Below are 17,295 nucleotides of genomic sequence, written 5' to 3' on the forward strand. Positions count from 1 at the left end.
GTATGACCACTTGAGAAGGATCATTGCCTGCGATTCCACTGCGCGCGCTGGGAGAAGCCCCCGACTCCTCCCGGGAGACAGCTCCCGGATCTTCCGGGGGACAGCCTCCTGAAGAGTCGGAGCGCAACGCCCGCCCACGCACTCGATCGGGTGGAGCTTCGGCCATGGACGCGGTTTGGGCGAGAAACGGACTGTCCGGGCGCAATCATTCGGCGGTGATCTCATCGAACCGGACGGTCCACCGTCCCAAGTCCCTGCTCCCGGCCGGGCTCGGCGCACTCGCCGTACTCGCGCTGCTCCCGGCGATCCCGGCCACGGCCGCGCCCGCTTCCGCGCCCGTGAAGGACCCCTCGGCCCGGCCCGCCGCGTACGCGTCGCCCCGCGCGGTGACCCGGGCCGAGCGCAGGACCGCCGCGTACCTCGACTCGTTGCGTGACAGGCCCGCGAGGCTGAGGTCCTTCTTCAAGGCGCTGCCCAAGGGGGGCGATCTCCACAACCACCTGTCGGGTGCGGCGAGGACCGAGTTCCTGATCAAGCTCGCGGGCGAGAAGGGGCTCTGCATCGACGCGACGATGACGGCTGTGGCGCCGCCGTGCGGACCGGGCAAGAGGCCCGCCGCCGACGCGCGGACCGATGCCGACTTCCGTCGGCAGATCGTCCGGGCCTGGTCCATGCAGGACTTCCCGGCCGACCAGTCCGGACACGACCACTTCTTCGACACCTTCAACAAGTTCGGCATGGCGACCTGGGATCGCGGCAAGCTGCTCGCCGATGTGGCCGACACCGTGGTGGAGCAGAACCAGTTCTATCTGGAGACCATGGTCACCCCGGCGTCGGACAGCGCCAAGAAGCTTGCCGACACCGTGGGTTACGACCCCGACTTCGCCGCCTTCCATCGCAAGCTCCTGGCCGGTGGGCAGCTCGACCGGGTCGTGGACGAAGCGGTCCAGGAGGCCAATGACGCCAACGCCCAGTTCCGGGTGGCCGCGCACTGCGACACCCGCCGCCCCGACCCGGGCTGCCGGCTTCCCGTCAGGTGGATCTCCCAGGTGTCCCGGGGCAGTTCCCCGGCACGGGTGTTCACACAGATCGCGGTAGGGATGCGGCTGGCGGAGCGGGACCCGAGGTTCGTCGCGGTCAACCTCGTACAGCCCGAGGACTGGGACAGCTCGCTGGCCAACTACAGCCTCCAGATGCGGATGCTGAAATACCTGCACGGCCAGTACCCGGGCGCCCACCTCACCCTGCACGCCGGCGAGCTGGCCCCCGGTCTGGTCAAGCCCGAGGACCTGACGTTCCACATCCGCGAGGCCGTACTCGTCGCCGGGGCCGAGCGCATCGGACACGGCGTGGACCTGGTCCACGAGAACGACTGGCGGCAACTGGCCCGGACGATGGCGCGGCGCAAGGTGGCGGTCGAGGTGCCGTTCTCCAGCAACAAGCAGATCCTCGGCATCGCGGGCGCCGACCACCCGTTCAACGCGTACCGCCGCTACGGCGTCCCGGTGGTCCTGTCCACCGACGACCCGGGGGTCTCGCGGATCGACATCAGCCATGAGTACCAGTACGCCGCCAAGACGTACGGCCTGCGCTACACCGAGCTGAAGGACCTGGCCCGCGCCTCGCTGGAGTACGCGTTCCGTCGCGGCCGGAGCCTGTGGGCCGCCGACTCCGCCCCCTCCGCCTACCAGCCGGTTTCCGCCTGCCGCGGCGACCGGCTCGGCGCCGACCGTCCGAGCGCGCGCTGTGCCCGCTACCTCGCCGGCAACCCGAAGGCTGCGACGCAGTGGCGTCAGGAGACGGCCTTCGCCGCCTTCGAGCGCCGTCACCGCTGACCGCACCCGCGCACACCTCCGGGCCCGGGGACCCGATCCCCGGGCCCGGCCTCCGGATCGGACCGCGGCCGCTACTCCGGCGCCGACCAGAGGTGGGCGAGCGTGCCGAGTACGAGTCGACAGACGTCGTCCGGTTCGGCGCCGGCCAGGGGCTCGCGGTGCACGACCGTCCGCATCAGGCCGATGCCGAGCAGCCAGGCCATGGCGAGATCCGCACGCAGGGCGCCGTCCCCGGTGCCGGAGAGCCCGGCCAGCGCGCCCTGGTATTCCTCGCCCAGTTCCCGCAGGGTTCCGGCCGCCTCGTCGCCCCGTCCTATGGAGCGCAGATAGACCTCCAGGGACCGGTCCCCCGCCCCGTCCGCGCTGCGGGTCAGCATCGAGCGCAGGGCGGTCTCGAAGAGTTCCTCGGGCGGCGTCGCCCGCAACTGCTCCAGTCCGCCCTGTGCGATCACCTGCGTGAGCAGTCCCTGCTTGGACCCGAAATACCTGAACAGCAGCGCCTGATTGGCACCGGCCCGTTCCGCGATGCTCCGGACGGTCGTCCCTTCGTATCCCCGTTCCGCGAACAGGTCGCGGGCCGCTTCCAGCAGTCGGCGGCGCGTGGCCGCGGCGTCCCGGCGGCGCTCTCCGGACGGGGGTGCGGCGGCGGACTCCATGAACGATTTCCTCTCGGGCGGCCCGTCAGGATAACGGCCGTAAAGCGTCGTTGACTGCGGGCGGTGCCACTTCTACTTTTGTAAGCAGCTGCTTACATATCGGAGGCCGTAGTGACGAAAGCAGACATCGCGCCCCTTGCCTACCCCTTCAACACTGCCGACGGGCTCCAGCTCGCGGACGAGTACGAACGCGTACGCGACCAGCCGGGCCTGTTACGGGTCCAGATGAAGTACGGCGAACCGGCCTGGCTGGTCACCCGCTACGCCGATGCCCGGTTCGTCCTGGGCGACCAGCGCTTCAGCCGCGCCGAGGGCCTCGCGCACGACGAACCCCGGCAGTCCGAGGGGCGGCGCGACAGCGGCATCCTCAGCATGGATCCGCCCGACCACACCCGGCTGCGTTCCCTGGTCGCCAAGGCCTTCACGGTCCGCCAGATCGAGAAGCTCCGCCCCCAGGTCAAGGAGCTGACCGCGAGCCTCCTCGACGACCTGGAGGCGGCCGGACCGCCCGCGGACCTGGTCGACCTCTATGCGCTGCCCCTGCCCGTCGCGGTGATCTGCCGGATGCTGGGCGTGCCCACCGAGGACCGCCCGCTCTTTCGCGTATGGAGCGACGCGGCGCTGTCGACCACTTCCCTCACCGCCGAGGAGTTCGACGCCAGCCGGGAGGAACTACGCGCTTACATGAGTGAGTTGATCGCCCAGCACCGCAGGTCACCGCAGGACGACCTGATGACGGCACTCATCGAGGCCCGCGACGGCGGCGACCGGCTCTCCGAGCTCGAACTCGTCGATCTGTGCGTGGGCATCCTGGTGGCGGGCCACGAGACCACCGCGTCCCAGATCCCCAACTTCGTCCTGACCCTGCTGGACCACCCGGACCAGCTGGCCAGGCTCAGGGCCGAGCCCGAGCTCGTCCCGAACGCGGTGGAGGAACTGCTGCGCTTCGTGCCGCTGGGCAGCGGTGCCGGCCAGCCCCGTTACGCCACCGAGGACGTCGAGGTCGGCGGCACCCTCGTCCGGGCGGGCAGCCCGGTCCTGGTCGCCACCGGTGCCGCCAACCGCGACGCGCTGCGGTTCACCGCCCCGGGCGTGCTCGACATCACCCGCGAGGGCAATCAGCACCTCGGCTTCGGCCACGGGGTCCACCACTGCCTGGGTGCCCCGCTGGCCCGGCTGGAACTCCAGGAGGCGCTGATCGCGCTCATCACCCGTTTCCCCGGGCTCCGGTTGGCGGGCGATGTGACATGGAAGTCCGAGATGCTGGTGCGCGGCCCGCGCGTCATGCCGGTCGGGTGGTGACCGCCATGGCCTGGAACGTACGCGTCGATCCGCAACTCTGCCAGGCGTCGGGCATGTGCGCCGGGACCGTCCCCGAGGTGTTCGCGCTGGACGGCGAGCACGCCCGGGTGCGGACGGACGGCATCGAGCCGGACGAGCGGGTCCTGGACGCGGCCGACATCTGCCCGGCCCAGGCGATCACCGTGCACGACGGAAACACCGTCATCGGCCCCCGCCGCGACTGAGCTCCCCACGGAGAAACCGCCCCGTGCCGGGAAGAACGATCCGGCACGGGGCGGCTGCGTGGTCAGTCGAACGGACCGGCCCCGGGGCCGGTCCTTCGGATCGGGCCGGGCTCGTGAACCCCGGTCACCGATCCGGCGCGATCCGGGCGAAAGACCCTAACCGACCCGCTCCAGGACCCACTGCGGCCCGCCCTCGTAGCTGATGACCGCGCGTTGACCCTGCGTGGTCAGGAGGCCGAACTCGCCCCGGTCGAGGGCGATGGCGACCGGGCCCTCCTGGTCCGGGCCCTGGATCGACCACTGGTCGGGCTGCCTGCCGCACTGGTCCACCCACACGGCCGGCGGGTAGATCCGGATCGGCGAGAGCGCCAGGCAGCGGTTCTCCCCGCGCGGCTCACGGATCTGGGCCAGGCCGTTGCCCTGGTTGCGGATCTCCCACACGGTGCCGGGGTTGCAGGGCTCGACGTGGCCGCCCAGCGGACCTTCGCCGCCCGCGAGACACAGGCCGCTGCGCACATCACGGATCAGATAGGAGCCGTCGTCGGCGGCCTGGGCGGGGGTGGCCAGCGCCGCCACCGCGACGGCGGCCGCGGCGAGGGAAAGAATCGAACGAATACGCACGGGACTCCTCGTACGAGAGAGAAATACGAAATGCCGGGCCACGTCGGCGGCGGCCCGGGATCCCCAAGATCACAAAGATGTGCGGCCGTTCACGCACCCGGCAGACCACCGGCCCGAGTTTCCACCCCAACGGCAGCGGCGCGCGCGCATCACGCACGGCGCACTCGAACCTCTCTCGCGCCCCGGCCACGGGAGAATTTCCTTCCGGAGCTCAAGCCGCGAAGTCCGAGCGCTCTTTCCGAGGAAGGGGAGGTGGGCCACTTCCCACCCGCCCTCCCCGCCCGGCGAGTTGACTTCTCGTGACCGACTTGCCACGGACGGTGGCGACGCTCTGGCGTTCCGAACAACGAACGGCCCCTGCCGGTGCTGCAACACCGAACAAGGGCCTGACCACTTCGATCGTCAGGAGCGATCTCATGGCTGCCGACCAGCCTAGTACCGCCCCATGCGCCCCGCACGTATCCCAGCCCACGCTCCCGCACCCGATGGCCGATCCGAGCTACGGCAAGCGCTCCGCCCCGGCGCAACTCCCTCGCACCGAGCGCGATTCCGCACAGCTGCCGCCCCGCGAGGCATCCATCGCGGCGTACATCGACCGGCTCCCCGAGGGCGCCGACATCTCCGTGAAGACGCCGGCCAAGGTCCTCCCGTACGGCCAGTGCGCGCTGCGCACCACCCTCAACCGACTCCAGGACGCCGGTCATCTGCGGCGCGGCAGCGAATGCGTCGCCCATGACGAGGCCCCGCTCTGGGTGACTCGCACATTCTTCTCCCGCACCGCGCGGGACGACGACTGGTGGGCGGCGTTCAGCCGGGGCGACGCACCACCCGAGCAGCAGCGGCAACAGCAACGCCCCACCCGTTCCCGCACGTTCGTACTGCTGGCCGCACTGGGCCGCGCCACCCCGGCCCCCACCCTCTCCGCGGCGGACTGCGCGGGACTGGAGCCGCAGGTCACCGAATGGTTCGAGCGCGGCGCCACGGAAGCGGAACTGCTCCACGCCCTCACCGACGGCCTCCCGGCCCCCATCCACCACGCCGCGGCTCTCGTCCGCAGGCGGCTGACCGACAAGATGCCACCCGAACGGGCCGCTCCGACGCACCACCGGACGGTGTTGCGCACCCTGGAGTGCGGCGAATGCCGCGCACCCGGCAGCGCGGAGGCCCTGATCGGTGGCCGCTGCGGACCCCTGCCGGGGCAACCCCGTCGACACTCCCACCGGCCCGGCCGGAACCATCCCGCCCACCGGCGTACGCAGCCGCATGAACGATGTCCGGGCAGCGATGAAGCCGCGCTCCGAGCGGATCGGCCGCCCGCCCCGCCCCCGCCTCCGTGATCGCGAGGTGTCCGAAACCGGCTCCCACCTGGGAGTGGTTTGATCCACTCCCCCTTCCGGGCCGCTACTTTCCGTGTTCATCTTGGCACGCTTTGTAACGAATCAACCCAAAGGGGAACGAACCATGTCTGAACCGACCCACGAGCAGATCGCCTCGGAGCTTCGCAGCAGGGCCGCCATCGCCCTGGCCCCCGGCCCCCGCCTGGACGCCGAGAAGCACGGAGCCCTCCCCCTGCCACCCAACACCGTGTGGGACCTGCCGGGCGGTACCGCCTGGGTCTACTACGGCGAGGGGAACCGGGGCCTCGTACGGCCCGTGGTCTTCGCCGACGGATTCAACACCGGTCCGAGCAGTCTGGACTTCTGCTGGGAGATCATGGAGTTCGGCGACTACGCGCTCATCAGCGAGCTGCGTCGCCGAGGACACGACGTGATCCTTCTCGGCTTCCATGAGCGCAGTGCGTCGATTCTGGACAACTCCAGGACCGCGCAGGCCGCCATCCAGCACGCCATCGCGGAGCGGATGGGCGACGCACCACTGGCCGTCGGCGGATTCAGCATGGGCGGGCTGGTCACCCGGCACGCCCTGGCCAAGATGGAACAGATGCGCCTGGACCACCAGACCGCTCTCTACTTCTCGTACGACAGCCCGCACCGCGGCGCCTGGATTCCCCTCGCGCTCCAGGCATTCGCGCACTACATCAAGGATCTCGACAGCCGGTTCTCCGACCAGATCAACAGCCCGGCCGCGCGCGAGCTGCTGTGGCGGCACATCGCGACGTGGGACGGGACACCGGTCCGGAGCGACGAACGCGCCGCGTTCCTCGCGGAGATGGCAGCCGTCGGCGAATGGCCGCAACGGCCGCGGCGGATCGGTGTCGCCAACGGCGTGGCCGTCGGCACCGGCACCGATGCGGGGGCCGGCGAACTGGCCCTGGAGGGCAAGGGTCTCTCGGTCGCGGGCACCAAGCTCTACACCCAGGCCCCGGGCGACGACGAAATCGTCGCGAAGCTGCGGGTGGTGACGCTGAAGACCAACGAGGTGCGTACGTCCGGGCTCCCGTCGATCGACGGCGCCCCCGGCGGTTCGCTGGAAGGCTTCGGCATTCTCGCGGACGCCTTCAACGCCCTCAACCCCGTCCTCGGGTTCAAGACCGACGTGCGCATCCGCTCGCACTGCTTCGTCCCCGCCGTCAGCGCGGTCGACGTCCGCGACCTGGACACGGACGAGGAGCTGTACACGGACATCTCCGAACTCCCGCAGGAGGAGAGCGGGCTGGACGAGTACGAGCTCGCGTCCCGGAACGAGGGGCACACCCTCGTGACGGAGGAACTCTGCACCTGGCTCCTCGACCGGCTCCCGTAGGACGGTGCGTCGCGGCGTCCGGCGCCCCGTCCTACCGGGGAATCAGGCGTCCATGCCGAAATGGGGACTGCGGTATCACGCGCCCACGATGCTCCGGCGGGCATCGTGGGCGCGTCCACCGCGCATCTACGGGGAGCCCCACATGACCGTTGTCCCGCACGACCGCAGCCGTACGCTCAACCGCCGTCAGGCGCTCGTCACCGGACCGATGACCATCTGCTGTTCGGGACCCTCGGCACGCTTCCCGGAAATGGTCTTCGCACGCTGAGGGCTGTCCCGTAGGCGGTGTCTCAGGGAGCGCGCAAGCACCCGTACCCGCCCCGGAAACGACATCGGCCCCTGGGACCAGCTGGTCCCAGGGGCCGATACGGCAAAGCTGTGCGGGAACTACCGATCCGTCAGGATCAGAAGTCCATGTCACCGCCCGGCATGCCGCCCGGAGCGGCCGCGGCGGCCTTCTCCGGCTTGTCGGCGATGACGGCCTCGGTGGTGAGGAACAGCGCGGCGATGGACGCGGCGTTCTGCAGGGCGGAGCGCGTGACCTTCGCCGGGTCGAGAATGCCCTCGGCGATCATGTCGACGTACTCGCCGGTCGCGGCGTTCAGACCGTGGCCGACGGCCAGGTTGCGCACCTTCTCGACGACGACGCCGCCCTCAAGACCACCGTTGACGGCGATCTGCTTCAGCGGGGCCTCCAGCGCCAGCTTGACGGCGTTGGCGCCGGTCGCCTCGTCACCCGAGAGCTCCAGCTTCTCGAAGACGGCCGAGGCCTGGAGCAGAGCCACGCCACCACCGGCGACGATGCCCTCCTCGACGGCGGCCTTGGCGTTGCGCACCGCGTCCTCGATGCGGTGCTTGCGCTCCTTGAGCTCGACCTCGGTCGCTGCACCGGCCTTGATGACGGCCACGCCGCCGGCCAGCTTCGCGAGGCGCTCCTGGAGCTTCTCGCGGTCGTAGTCCGAGTCGGAGTTCTCGATCTCGGCGCGGATCTGGTTGACGCGACCCTGGACCTGGTCGCTGTCACCGGCACCGTCGACGATCGTGGTCTCGTCCTTGGTGATGACGACCTTGCGGGCGCGGCCGAGCAGGTCGAGACCGGCGTTCTCCAGCTTGAGGCCGACCTCCTCGGAGATGACGGTGCCACCGGTGAGGATGGCGATGTCGCCGAGCATGGCCTTGCGGCGGTCACCGAAGCCCGGGGCCTTGACGGCGACGGACTTGAAGGTGCCACGGATCTTGTTGACGACCAGGGTCGACAGGGCCTCGCCCTCGACGTCCTCGGCGATGATCAGCAGCGGCTTGCCGGACTGCATGACCTTCTCCAGCAGCGGAAGGAGGTCCTTCACGTTGCTGACCTTGGAGTTCACGATCAGGATGTACGGGTCGTCGAGGGACGACTCCATGCGCTCCATGTCGGTGGCGAAGTACGCCGAGATGTAGCCCTTGTCGAAGCGCATACCCTCGGTGAGCTCCAGCTCCAGACCGAAGGTCTGGGACTCCTCGACGGTGATGACGCCTTCCTTGCCGACCTTGTCCATGGCCTCGGCGATGAGCTCGCCGATCTGGGTGTCGGCGGCGGAGATGGAGGCCGTCGAAGCGATCTGCTCCTTGGTCTCCACGTCCTTGGCCTGCTCCAGGAGGGCGGCGGAGACGGCCTCGACGGCCTTCTCGATACCCCGCTTGAGGGCCATCGGGTTGGCACCCGCGGCGACGTTGCGCAGGCCCTCGCGGACGAGAGCCTGGGCGAGAACGGTGGCGGTGGTCGTACCGTCGCCGGCGACGTCGTCCGTCTTCTTGGCGACCTCCTTGACCAGCTCCGCACCGATCTTCTCGTACGGGTCCTCCAGCTCGATCTCCTTGGCGATGGAAACACCATCGTTGGTGATCGTGGGGGCGCCCCACTTCTTCTCGAGGACGACGTTGCGACCCTTGGGGCCAAGGGTGACCTTGACGGCGTCGGCGAGCTGGTTCATGCCGCGCTCGAGACCGCGCCGGGCCTCCTCGTCGAACGCGATGATCTTGGCCATGTGAAGTGGTCCTCCCGGACAGGGGTGGATTGCTCCGGACCGAGTGGCGCCCGCGACGGACGGCCTGCGTGACCGGTGGTTCCTTGCCCCACCGGACCTGCGGGCCTCACCGGCCCGGTCCAAGTTCTGTCACTCTCACCTGGAGAGTGCTAACGCCAATGATTAGCACTCGACCCCCGAGAGTGCAAGCGTCCCCCTCCGGATGTGGACAAGGACGACTCCGCACGGCGCGCCCTGGCGCGGATGCACGGCGGGCCCGGACGCCGACGCGCGGAGGGCCCGTACCCCTGGGGTACGGGCCCTCCGTGCGTGAGTGGTGTCGTTGGCCGACCGCGTCGAGCTCAGCCGACGGCGAGCTTGACCATGTCCGCCTGCGGCCCCTTCTGGCCCTGCGAGATCTCGAACTCAACTCGCTGACCCTCTTCAAGGGTGCGGTACCCGTCCATCTGGATCGCGCTGTAGTGGACGAAAACATCCGCACCACCGTCGACCGCGATGAAGCCGTACCCCTTCTCCGCGTTGAACCACTTGACGGTGCCCTGAGCCATGCCTAACTCCCCTATTACTGGCCCTTGCGCAGGACCGCACTTCGCGGACCCGGGTCAGAACTCACCCTCCGACAGGAGAGGGTGCGTGCGCCGGAACGCGTCGACCGCGGCCGAATGTATCTGCCCAACTGCCCTCTGCAACAGGTCAATCGGACGAGAATTCTGGGCAGCGCCGCACGCCCGAATATGCGGAATTCATGGGATTCCCGGGCAAGTCGGGCCGGGCAAACGTGACTTATGACGCAAGGAGATCCAACACTTTGGCTGCATCTTGTCGCGACCAGGCGCATTCTCATATGCGGGCGGCGCGGGCAGCTGGGGGGACTTCCCACACTGTACCGCGCTCAACCATGCAGAATTGCCCCCTCCGCTTCTCTCGCAGAGGGGGCAATTCCCATAACGCTGTGCAGTCGGGCACAGGATCAGCAGCCGCCCGCGACGGCCGGAATGATCGAGATTCCGGCGCCGTCCGGCGTCGCCGTCTCCAGACCGCCCTCGAAGCGCACGTCGTCGTCGTTGACGTACACGTTCACGAAGCGGCGCAGCTTGCCCTGGTCGTCCAGGACGCGGGCGGCGATGCCCGGGTGGTTCTGCTCCAGGGACTCGATGACCTGGGAGAGGGTCGAGCCCTCGGCCGGGACCTCGGCCCGGCCGCCCGTGTAGGTGCGGAGGATGGTGGGGATACGGACCTTGACGCTCATGGCGGATGCCTTCCTTCGGTCTCGGGTGGTCAGCTGGTGGCGAGGCCGGCGGCGCGGAACGCGTCCAGGCTCGGCCGGATCGTCGCGGTCGCCTGCGAGGTGGCGGCCACCGCGTCCAGGGTCTTGAGGCCGTCGCCCGTGTTGAGGACGACGGTGGTCAGCGCCGGGTCGAGCAGACCGGCCTCGATCAGCTTCTTCGTCACGCCGACCGTCACCCCGCCGGCCGTCTCCGCGAAGATGCCCTCGGTGCGTGCCAGCAGCTTGATCGCGTCGACGACCTGCTCGTCGTCGACGTCCTCGACCGCGCCGCCGGTGCGGCGGGCGATGTCCAGGACGTACGGGCCGTCGGCCGGGTTGCCGATCGCCAGGGACTTGGCGATGGTGTTCGGCTTCTGGGGCCGCACGACGTCGTGACCGGCCTTGAAGGCGGTGGAGACCGGGGAGCAGCCCTCGGCCTGGGCGCCGAAGATCTTGTACGGCTTGTCCTCGACGAGTCCGAGCCTGATCAGCTCCTGCAGACCCTTGTCGATCTTCGTGAGCTGCGATCCGGACGCGATCGGGATGACGATCTGGTCGGGCAGCCGCCAGCCGAGCTGCTCGCAGATCTCGTACGCCAGGGTCTTGGAGCCCTCGCCGTAGTACGGGCGCAGGTTGACGTTGACGAAGCCCCAGCCCTCGCCGAGCGGGTCGCCGATGAGCTCCGAGCAGAAGCGGTTGACGTCGTCGTAGTTGCCCTCGATGCCGACCAGCTCGCCGCCGTACACCGCGGCCATGACGACCTTGCCCTGCTCCAGGTCGTGCGGGATGAAGACGCAGGAGCGGAAGCCGGCGCGGGCGGCGGCGGCACCCACCGCACCGGCGAGGTTGCCGGTGGAGGAGCAGGAGAGGGTGGTGAAACCGAAGGCGCGGGCGGCCTCGACGGCGATGGCGACGACGCGGTCCTTGAAGGAGTGCGTCGGGTTGCCGGAGTCGTCCTTGACGTACAGGCCACCGGTGACGCCCAGCTCGCGGGCGAGGTTGTCGGCCTTGACCAGCTTGGTGAAGCCGGGGTTGATGTTGGGCTTGTCCGCGACATCGGCGGGGACCGGCAGCAGCGGCGCGTAGCGCCAGATGTTGTCGGGCCCGGCCTCGATGCGCTTCTTCAGCTCGTCGGGAGAGCCGCTCGGCAGGTCGTACGCCACTTCGAGCGGCCCGAAACAGGACGCGCAGGCGAAGATGGGGCCGAGTTCGAAACGCTCGCCGCACTCGCGGCAGGAAAGTGCCGCGGCGGGGCCGAGGTCGACGACGTCGTTGGAAGAATTGGTGCTTACTGCAACGGTCTGCGCAGCCATGGAGGCGAGGCCCTTTCTCCTCATCTTCCTCGCGGCGCGTTTCGCCACGAGACGGAATTGGCACCTTCCCCACCTGACCTCGCGGTCGGCAGGAGGGTTGCCGGGACTTCAACGGGCCGTTCCCTCAGTCCCTCTGGATGAGCGCTGTGGCACTGGATCTCCGATCCAGGCATTTATTGGCGGACCGACCCCGACATGCGACGGCCGTCCGCGTTGTTCAAGACTGTAACCGAAGCACCGGACAGTTGAGATAGTCGTCCGAACCGCGAGATGGATCACATACAGGGAGTATCGACCGTGCTGGAAGAGGTCGAAAGCTGGCTGGCCAGGCGCTCCTGGTCGGCCGCCGACCGCCCGCTGGACCGGCTCCTCGCCGCCAAGGCCCGGGACCCGCGTCGCGGGAGCGTGAGCGTCGTGCTGCCCGCGCTGAACGAGGAAGCGACGGTCGGCGAGATAGTCACGGCGATCCGGCGCGAGCTGATGGAGAAGGTCCGGCTGGTCGACGAGCTCGTGGTGATCGATTCCGGTTCCACGGACGCCACGGCGAAGGTGGCCCGGGAGGCCGGTGCGCGGGTGGTGCACCGCGACGACATACTCCCGCGGATACCGGCCGTGCCCGGCAAGGGCGAAGTGCTGTGGCGGTCGCTCCTGGTGACCGGCGGTGACATCGTCTGTTTCGTCGACGCCGATCTGAGGGAATTCTCGGCCGACTTCGTCTCCGGCATCGTCGGCCCGCTGCTGACCGACCCGGACGTGCGGTTCGTCAAGGCGATGTACGACCGCCCGCTCGGCGACACGGCGGGGCAGGGCGGACGGGTCACCGAGCTGGTGGCCCGTCCACTGCTCAATCTGCACTGGCCGCAGCTGGCCGGCTTCGTCCAGCCGCTGGGCGGCGAGTACGCGGCGCGCCGCTCGCTCCTCGAACAGCTGCCCTTCCCCGTCGGTTACGGGGTGGAGCTGGGCCTCCTGGTCGACGCGCTGCACACCGTGGGCCTGGACGCGCTGGCCCAGGTGGACGTGGGGGTCCGCAAACACCGCCACCAGGACGGGCAGGCGCTCGGCCGGATGGCGGCGGCGATCTACCGGACCGCCCAGCTCCGGCTGTCCCGCGGCCACTTGGTGCGGCCTTCGCTCACCCAGTTCGAGCGCGGCGAGGACGGCTTCGTACCGCGCACCCATCCGGTGGACACCGAGGAGCGCCCGCCGATGCGCGAGATCGAGGAGTACGTTTCGCGCCGCGCGGCCTGACGTCGCCTGACTTCGCACGTTTGGGTGGTTCGTGATCGGGCTAGATTCCGCAACATGGTCTCCGAGCACGAAGCCCAGTCCGCCGCCCGGCCCTCCGCCCGGCTCCCTGCCGAGCCTTCTGCCGCGCCTTCGGATCAGCCGCCCGCCGAGCCCTGTGAGCAGGTTCTCGTCGCGTCCAACCGCGGCCCGGTGTCGTACACCCTGGGCACGGACGGATCGCTCGACGCGAAGCGGGGCGGCGGCGGGCTCGTATCCGGGCTGAGCGCCGTGAAGGACAAGCTGTGGGTGTGCGCCGCGCTCAGTGACGGGGACCGGGAGGCGGTCCGGCGCGGGGTCGGTGAGCAGGGCGTCCGCATGCTCGACATCGACGCCGCCGTGCACGCGGACGCGTACAACGGCATCGCGAACTCCGTGCTCTGGTTCGTCCATCACATGCTGTACCAGACCCCGCTGGAGCCGGTCTTCGACGCGGAGTTCCGGCGCCAGTGGGCATCGTTCGAGACCTACAACCGGGCCTTCGCCGTTGCGCTCGCCGAGGAGGCGGGTCCGGGCGCGGCCGTGCTGGTGCAGGACTACCACCTGGCGCTGGTGCCCGGCATGCTCCGTGAGCTCCGCCCCGACCTGCGGATCGGCCACTTCTCGCACACCCCGTGGGCGCCCGTCGACTACTTCCGCCTGCTCCCCGACGACATCGCCGAGCAGCTGCTGCACGGCATCCTGGGCGCGGACCGGGCGGCCTTCCTGACCCGGCGCTGGGCGGACGCGTTCATCGGCTGCTGCACGGAGATCCTGGGCGGCACCGGCCGGACCAGGGTCGGGGTGCACGGCCTGGGCGCGGACGCGGACTTCCTGCGCCGGCGCGCGCACGAGGCGGATGTGGACGAGCGGATGGCGGCGCTGCGGGAGCAGGTCGGCCCCGGGCGGAGGACGATCGTACGAGTGGACCGAACGGAACTGTCCAAGAACATCGTGCGCGGCCTGTTCGCCTACCGCGCGCTCCTCGAAGAGCGGCCCGAATGGCGCGAGCGCGTCGTCCATGTCGCCTTCGCCTACCCCTCGCGGCAGGACCTGGCGGTGTACCGCGGCTACACGGCCGAGGTGCAGCGGGTCGCCGACGAGATCAACGCCGTGTACGGCACCGCGGGCTGGACCCCGGTCGTGCTCCACGTCAAGGACGACTTCGCCCGTTCGCTCGCCGCCTACCGGCTGGCCGACGTGGCACTCGTCAACCCGATCCGCGACGGCATGAACCTGGTCGCCAAGGAGGTCCCGGTCGTCTCCGACCACGGCTGCGCGCTGGTGCTGTCGCGGGAGGCGGGGGCGTACGAGGAGCTGGGCAGCGACGCGGTCGTGGTGAACCCGTACGACGTGTCCGCGACGGCGGTCGCGCTGCACGAGGCGCTGACGATGGCGGACGACGAACGGGCCGCGCGCACGGAGCGGCTGGCGGCGGCAGCGGTGGCGCTGCCGCCGCAGCAGTGGTTCCTGGACCAGCTGGACGCGCTGCGGCAGCAGGCTTGAGAACGAACCCGTCCGGCGTTCGAGGACACGGCGGGGCAGCCGTCAGGCCTCGCGCTGACCCGACGCGGCCTGATCCGAGTGTCCCGGCCCACCCCCGTGCACGGCCGGGACACGTCCTGCGTCGGTCAGGGAACGACGTAGAGCTTCTTGGGCCAGCCCGTACGGTCCAGCCGCGAGAACAGGTCCTTGATGTCCCGCGGATTCAGCTTGATGCAGCCGTTGGAGAAGTAGTCGTTGGGGTTACGGTCGGTCCACTTCTCGGACTCGATCGTTCCCTGCTGCCCGTTCGGCTTCATCTCGCTGTGGATGAACAGTTCGGTGCGCTTGGTGCGTCCGTTCTTGCAGACCTTGTCCGACAGCTTGATCACGAAGCCGTTGATGATGCCGTCGAAGTTCTTGCGGTGCCATTGGACGGCGTACGGGTGCCGGGCGTCGGCGTCGGGCAGCCATCCCCTGCCGACCGTGCACTCGTTCGTGACCTGCCCGGAGCCGGCCTTCCACCGCTTGATCACCTTGTCGCGTCCGGGCACCCGCTTCACGAGTTCCAGACGGGAGTCGGTGACCGTCCCCTTGTTGAAGCGCAGGTAGTAGGTATCGGTGACAGCGGCCGATGCGCCTGTCTCCTCCCGCGCCTGCGCCGACGGTGTCAGCGTCGCGCTCAGTCCTGCGGCGAGGACAGTGGCGAGGGCGAACGGTACGACGCGTGTATTCAGGTTCACTGGATCCCTCCGTGTGGGCCATTGGTCGTGGAAGCGTTCATCCACCGCGTCCGCTCGACCCCGGTGGAGAAGGCTTCGCGCGGTGAGGCGTTGCTCAGGCGTCGCGGTGCCGGAACGTCCGGCCACCGGTCGTCGGCCTGTGCTCCGCGCCTGCTTCGACCGCAATCCTGCTGACGCCCAGCAGGCCGGGCCAGCCTTTTCGGTCCTGGCCGAAGCGCCTGCCCAAAACCCCCCGGCGATCTCCGCCGAAACGGATGTTTTCCGGAACTCGTCATGCCGAAGCGGGACTTGAAGGTTCCTTGCGACCTCCGGGAGAAGAAGAAGACTGGGTGGTCCGAGGACGGGCAAGTGGAGGGTTCCCCATGCTGCGCATTCACTTCACATCGGAAGATCTCGCCAGGACGAGAGTCCTGACCACCTGGGGCCCGCTCGGGGAGACGCTCCTCAGCCTGACGACCCTGCGGCAGAGCAACACCGAGGCGCTGTTCGGGGGATGGCGCCAACGCGTGTCCCGCACATCGGAAGCGCCCGCTCACCCTGCCTCGGGACTCTTCTGCGGCGGGGCCCTGGACCTGTTCACCGTCACCGGGCCCGCCCAGTCCTTGGAGGAAGGCCTGGAAGCCCTCCGGGCCGCCCGCCCGGACCACGTCCAGGACGAACTCGCAGGGGCTTTCGCCGCCCTCGCCCCCTACGCCGGGCGCACCGCCCCTTGGGCCGGAACGTCGTGGTCGGACCTGGCCCACGACCGTGCCGCCCGTCAGGAACTGGTGCGCTTTCTCCACGACTATCACCGCGTCGCCGTAGCCCCCCACTGGTCACGCATACGGTCACGGCTTCAGTCGGAACAGACCAGCCACGCCCGCATCCTCGCGAGTTCCGGTGTCGAGGCAATGCTCGCGGGACTGCCGCCGGGCTTCCGCTGGCGCTCCCCGGTACTGGAGGTCGGGCACGGCGCACTGACCGGTGAGGTCACCCTGGGCGGCCGAGGCCTCACGCTGGTGCCTTCCGCCTTCTGCCGCACACGGCCCATCACTTACAGCAGCACGGCGGACAACCAGGCCCCGCTCGTGCTGTTCGTCCCTGTCATCCGTAGCGTTTCCGACTCCGCCGACATGCTCACCGGGCCGGGGAGCGGAACCCACCGTGCCCTGGCCGCTCTCCTCGGACGGACCCGAGCCCAAGCACTCGACGCCATCGGCCAAGCCCCCTGTACCACCGGACAACTCGCCGAACTCCTGTCGGTCTCCCCGGCCACCTCCAGCGAGCACGCCACCGTGTTACGACAGTCCGGACTCATCTCCACCACCCGCCACGGCAGCACCGTCGTGCACGCGGTGACCCCCCTCGGTTCCGCCATGCTGAACGGCCGTCCGGACCCCGCAGATCCGGCCTGACCCGAACGGAGGACCCTGGGCGTGTTGTCCCGGGCATGTGGGCTGGGCGGTCGTCCAGTCATGACTTGTCCCGGTACAGCGTCAGCATCGGCGTCACGACGGCAACGCCCACCGAGACCGCGGCGCCGAGCTGTTCATCGCGCCGGGATTCGCGCATGACGAAGAAGCCGACGACGGCGATCGGGGCGAGAGTGAGCGTGTCGGGCCTTCACGCCTCCCGTTCTTCCGCTGCTGCGCAGTTATCGGCTCGGCCGATGACAGGCGGCCGGGTCGCTCGGATGCGGACGTTTCCTCGCCACCCTGCCTGTGGCGCTCGCGGTGACCAAGCCGCTTGAGCTTGCGGCGTACTCGCCCGCCCAAAGCCTCGGCATCACCCGGCACCTGCGCCTGGGTGGCGAGGGCCAACACGTCGTCCGCGCCTGGGAGGGCCCACCGCACATGCTCGTGAAGGCCACCGGCCTCGGA

General features: G+C 69.5%; 15 protein-coding genes, 1 pseudogene and 1 riboswitch. Of the genes and pseudogenes, 9 read left to right on the forward strand and 7 right to left on the reverse strand.

All coding sequences use genetic code 11. The features are described 5' to 3' along the window. Nucleotides 1-215 precede the first annotated feature (215 nt). A complete protein-coding gene (locus ACIOHC_RS08800) occupies nt 216-1,835 on the forward strand; it encodes an adenosine deaminase (protein ID WP_351075230.1) in 1,620 nt (539 codons plus the stop codon). 71 nt (nt 1,836-1,906) lie between these two features. Here the strand turns inward: ACIOHC_RS08800 and ACIOHC_RS08805 are convergent, their stop codons facing one another. Continuing rightward, nucleotides 1,907-2,491 (reverse strand): TetR family transcriptional regulator, encoded by a 585-nt coding sequence (locus ACIOHC_RS08805; protein ID WP_351075232.1) that lies wholly within the window; start codon nt 2,489-2,491, stop codon nt 1,907-1,909. A 111-nt stretch (nt 2,492-2,602) separates the two neighbouring features. On the opposite strand from ACIOHC_RS08805, the gene ACIOHC_RS08810 reads away from it, so the two are divergent. Beyond that, nucleotides 2,603-3,793: a cytochrome P450 gene (locus ACIOHC_RS08810; protein WP_351075233.1), complete on the forward strand. Its 1,191-nt coding sequence runs from the start codon at nt 2,603-2,605 to the stop codon at nt 3,791-3,793. 5 nt (nt 3,794-3,798) lie between these two features. Next, the gene (locus ACIOHC_RS08815) at nt 3,799-4,017 is read left to right on the forward strand and encodes a ferredoxin (RefSeq protein WP_351075234.1); all 219 of its coding nucleotides are present in this window, start codon (nt 3,799-3,801) and stop codon (nt 4,015-4,017) included. Between the two features lie 156 nt (nt 4,018-4,173). On the opposite strand, the gene ACIOHC_RS08820 is transcribed toward ACIOHC_RS08815, so the two are convergent. Next, nucleotides 4,174-4,638, reverse strand: a complete 465-nt coding sequence (locus ACIOHC_RS08820) for a hypothetical protein (RefSeq protein ID WP_351075235.1) — start codon at nt 4,636-4,638, stop codon at nt 4,174-4,176. A 485-nt stretch (nt 4,639-5,123) separates the two neighbouring features. On the opposite strand from ACIOHC_RS08820, the pseudogene ACIOHC_RS08825 reads away from it, so the two are divergent. From ACIOHC_RS08825 to ACIOHC_RS08835, 3 genes and pseudogenes are all read left to right on the forward strand, one after another. Continuing rightward, nucleotides 5,124-6,018, forward strand: a pseudogene (locus ACIOHC_RS08825) (hypothetical protein). Nucleotides 6,019-6,099: 81 nt separating this feature from the next. Then, nucleotides 6,100-7,341, forward strand: coding sequence for a hypothetical protein (locus ACIOHC_RS08830; protein WP_401842070.1), 1,242 nt, complete (start codon nt 6,100-6,102; stop codon nt 7,339-7,341). 142 nt (nt 7,342-7,483) lie between these two features. Next, nucleotides 7,484-7,609 carry a hypothetical protein gene (locus ACIOHC_RS08835; RefSeq protein WP_351075238.1) on the forward strand — a complete coding sequence of 42 codons (126 nt, stop codon included), beginning with the start codon at nt 7,484-7,486 and terminating at the stop codon, nt 7,607-7,609. A 136-nt stretch (nt 7,610-7,745) separates the two neighbouring features. On the opposite strand, the gene groL is transcribed toward ACIOHC_RS08835, so the two are convergent. The 4 genes from groL to thrC form a co-directional block, all read right to left on the reverse strand. Further along, entirely contained in the window at nt 7,746-9,368 is a 1,623-nt protein-coding gene (groL, locus tag ACIOHC_RS08840; protein WP_072487928.1) for a chaperonin GroEL, read from the reverse strand. Between the two features lie 341 nt (nt 9,369-9,709). After that, a complete protein-coding gene (locus ACIOHC_RS08845; protein WP_003967346.1) occupies nt 9,710-9,916 on the reverse strand; it encodes a cold-shock protein in 207 nt (68 codons plus the stop codon). A 422-nt stretch (nt 9,917-10,338) separates the two neighbouring features. Beyond that, nucleotides 10,339-10,617, reverse strand: a complete 279-nt coding sequence (locus tag ACIOHC_RS08850; RefSeq protein ID WP_266913776.1) for a MoaD/ThiS family protein — start codon at nt 10,615-10,617, stop codon at nt 10,339-10,341. A gap of 29 nt (nt 10,618-10,646) precedes the next feature. Beyond that, the gene (gene thrC / locus ACIOHC_RS08855) at nt 10,647-11,948 is read right to left on the reverse strand and encodes a threonine synthase (RefSeq protein WP_351075240.1); all 1,302 of its coding nucleotides are present in this window, start codon (nt 11,946-11,948) and stop codon (nt 10,647-10,649) included. A 17-nt stretch (nt 11,949-11,965) separates the two neighbouring features. Next, nucleotides 11,966-12,092, reverse strand: a riboswitch (SAM riboswitch). Between the two features lie 153 nt (nt 12,093-12,245). Between thrC and ACIOHC_RS08860 the strand changes: the two genes are divergently transcribed. Both ACIOHC_RS08860 and ACIOHC_RS08865 read left to right on the forward strand, forming a co-directional pair. Then, complete coding sequence (locus ACIOHC_RS08860) at nt 12,246-13,196, forward strand: glucosyl-3-phosphoglycerate synthase (protein WP_365689708.1); 951 nt, start codon at nt 12,246-12,248, stop codon at nt 13,194-13,196. A gap of 54 nt (nt 13,197-13,250) precedes the next feature. Then, entirely contained in the window at nt 13,251-14,717 is a 1,467-nt protein-coding gene (locus ACIOHC_RS08865) for a trehalose-6-phosphate synthase (protein WP_401842074.1), read from the forward strand. Nucleotides 14,718-14,842: 125 nt separating this feature from the next. Here the strand turns inward: ACIOHC_RS08865 and ACIOHC_RS08870 are convergent, their stop codons facing one another. Next, nucleotides 14,843-15,436 (reverse strand): L,D-transpeptidase, encoded by a 594-nt coding sequence (locus tag ACIOHC_RS08870; RefSeq protein ID WP_351075244.1) that lies wholly within the window; start codon nt 15,434-15,436, stop codon nt 14,843-14,845. 362 nt (nt 15,437-15,798) lie between these two features. Here ACIOHC_RS08870 and ACIOHC_RS08875 point away from each other — a divergent pair, with 362 nt between their 5' ends. Continuing rightward, complete coding sequence (locus tag ACIOHC_RS08875; protein ID WP_401842076.1) at nt 15,799-16,830, forward strand: ArsR family transcriptional regulator; 1,032 nt, start codon at nt 15,799-15,801, stop codon at nt 16,828-16,830. Nucleotides 16,831-17,295: the final 465 nt, after the last annotated feature.

This window comes from Streptomyces sp. NPDC088252, assembly GCF_044740965.1.
GTDB lineage: Bacteria > Actinomycetota > Actinomycetes > Streptomycetales > Streptomycetaceae > Streptomyces.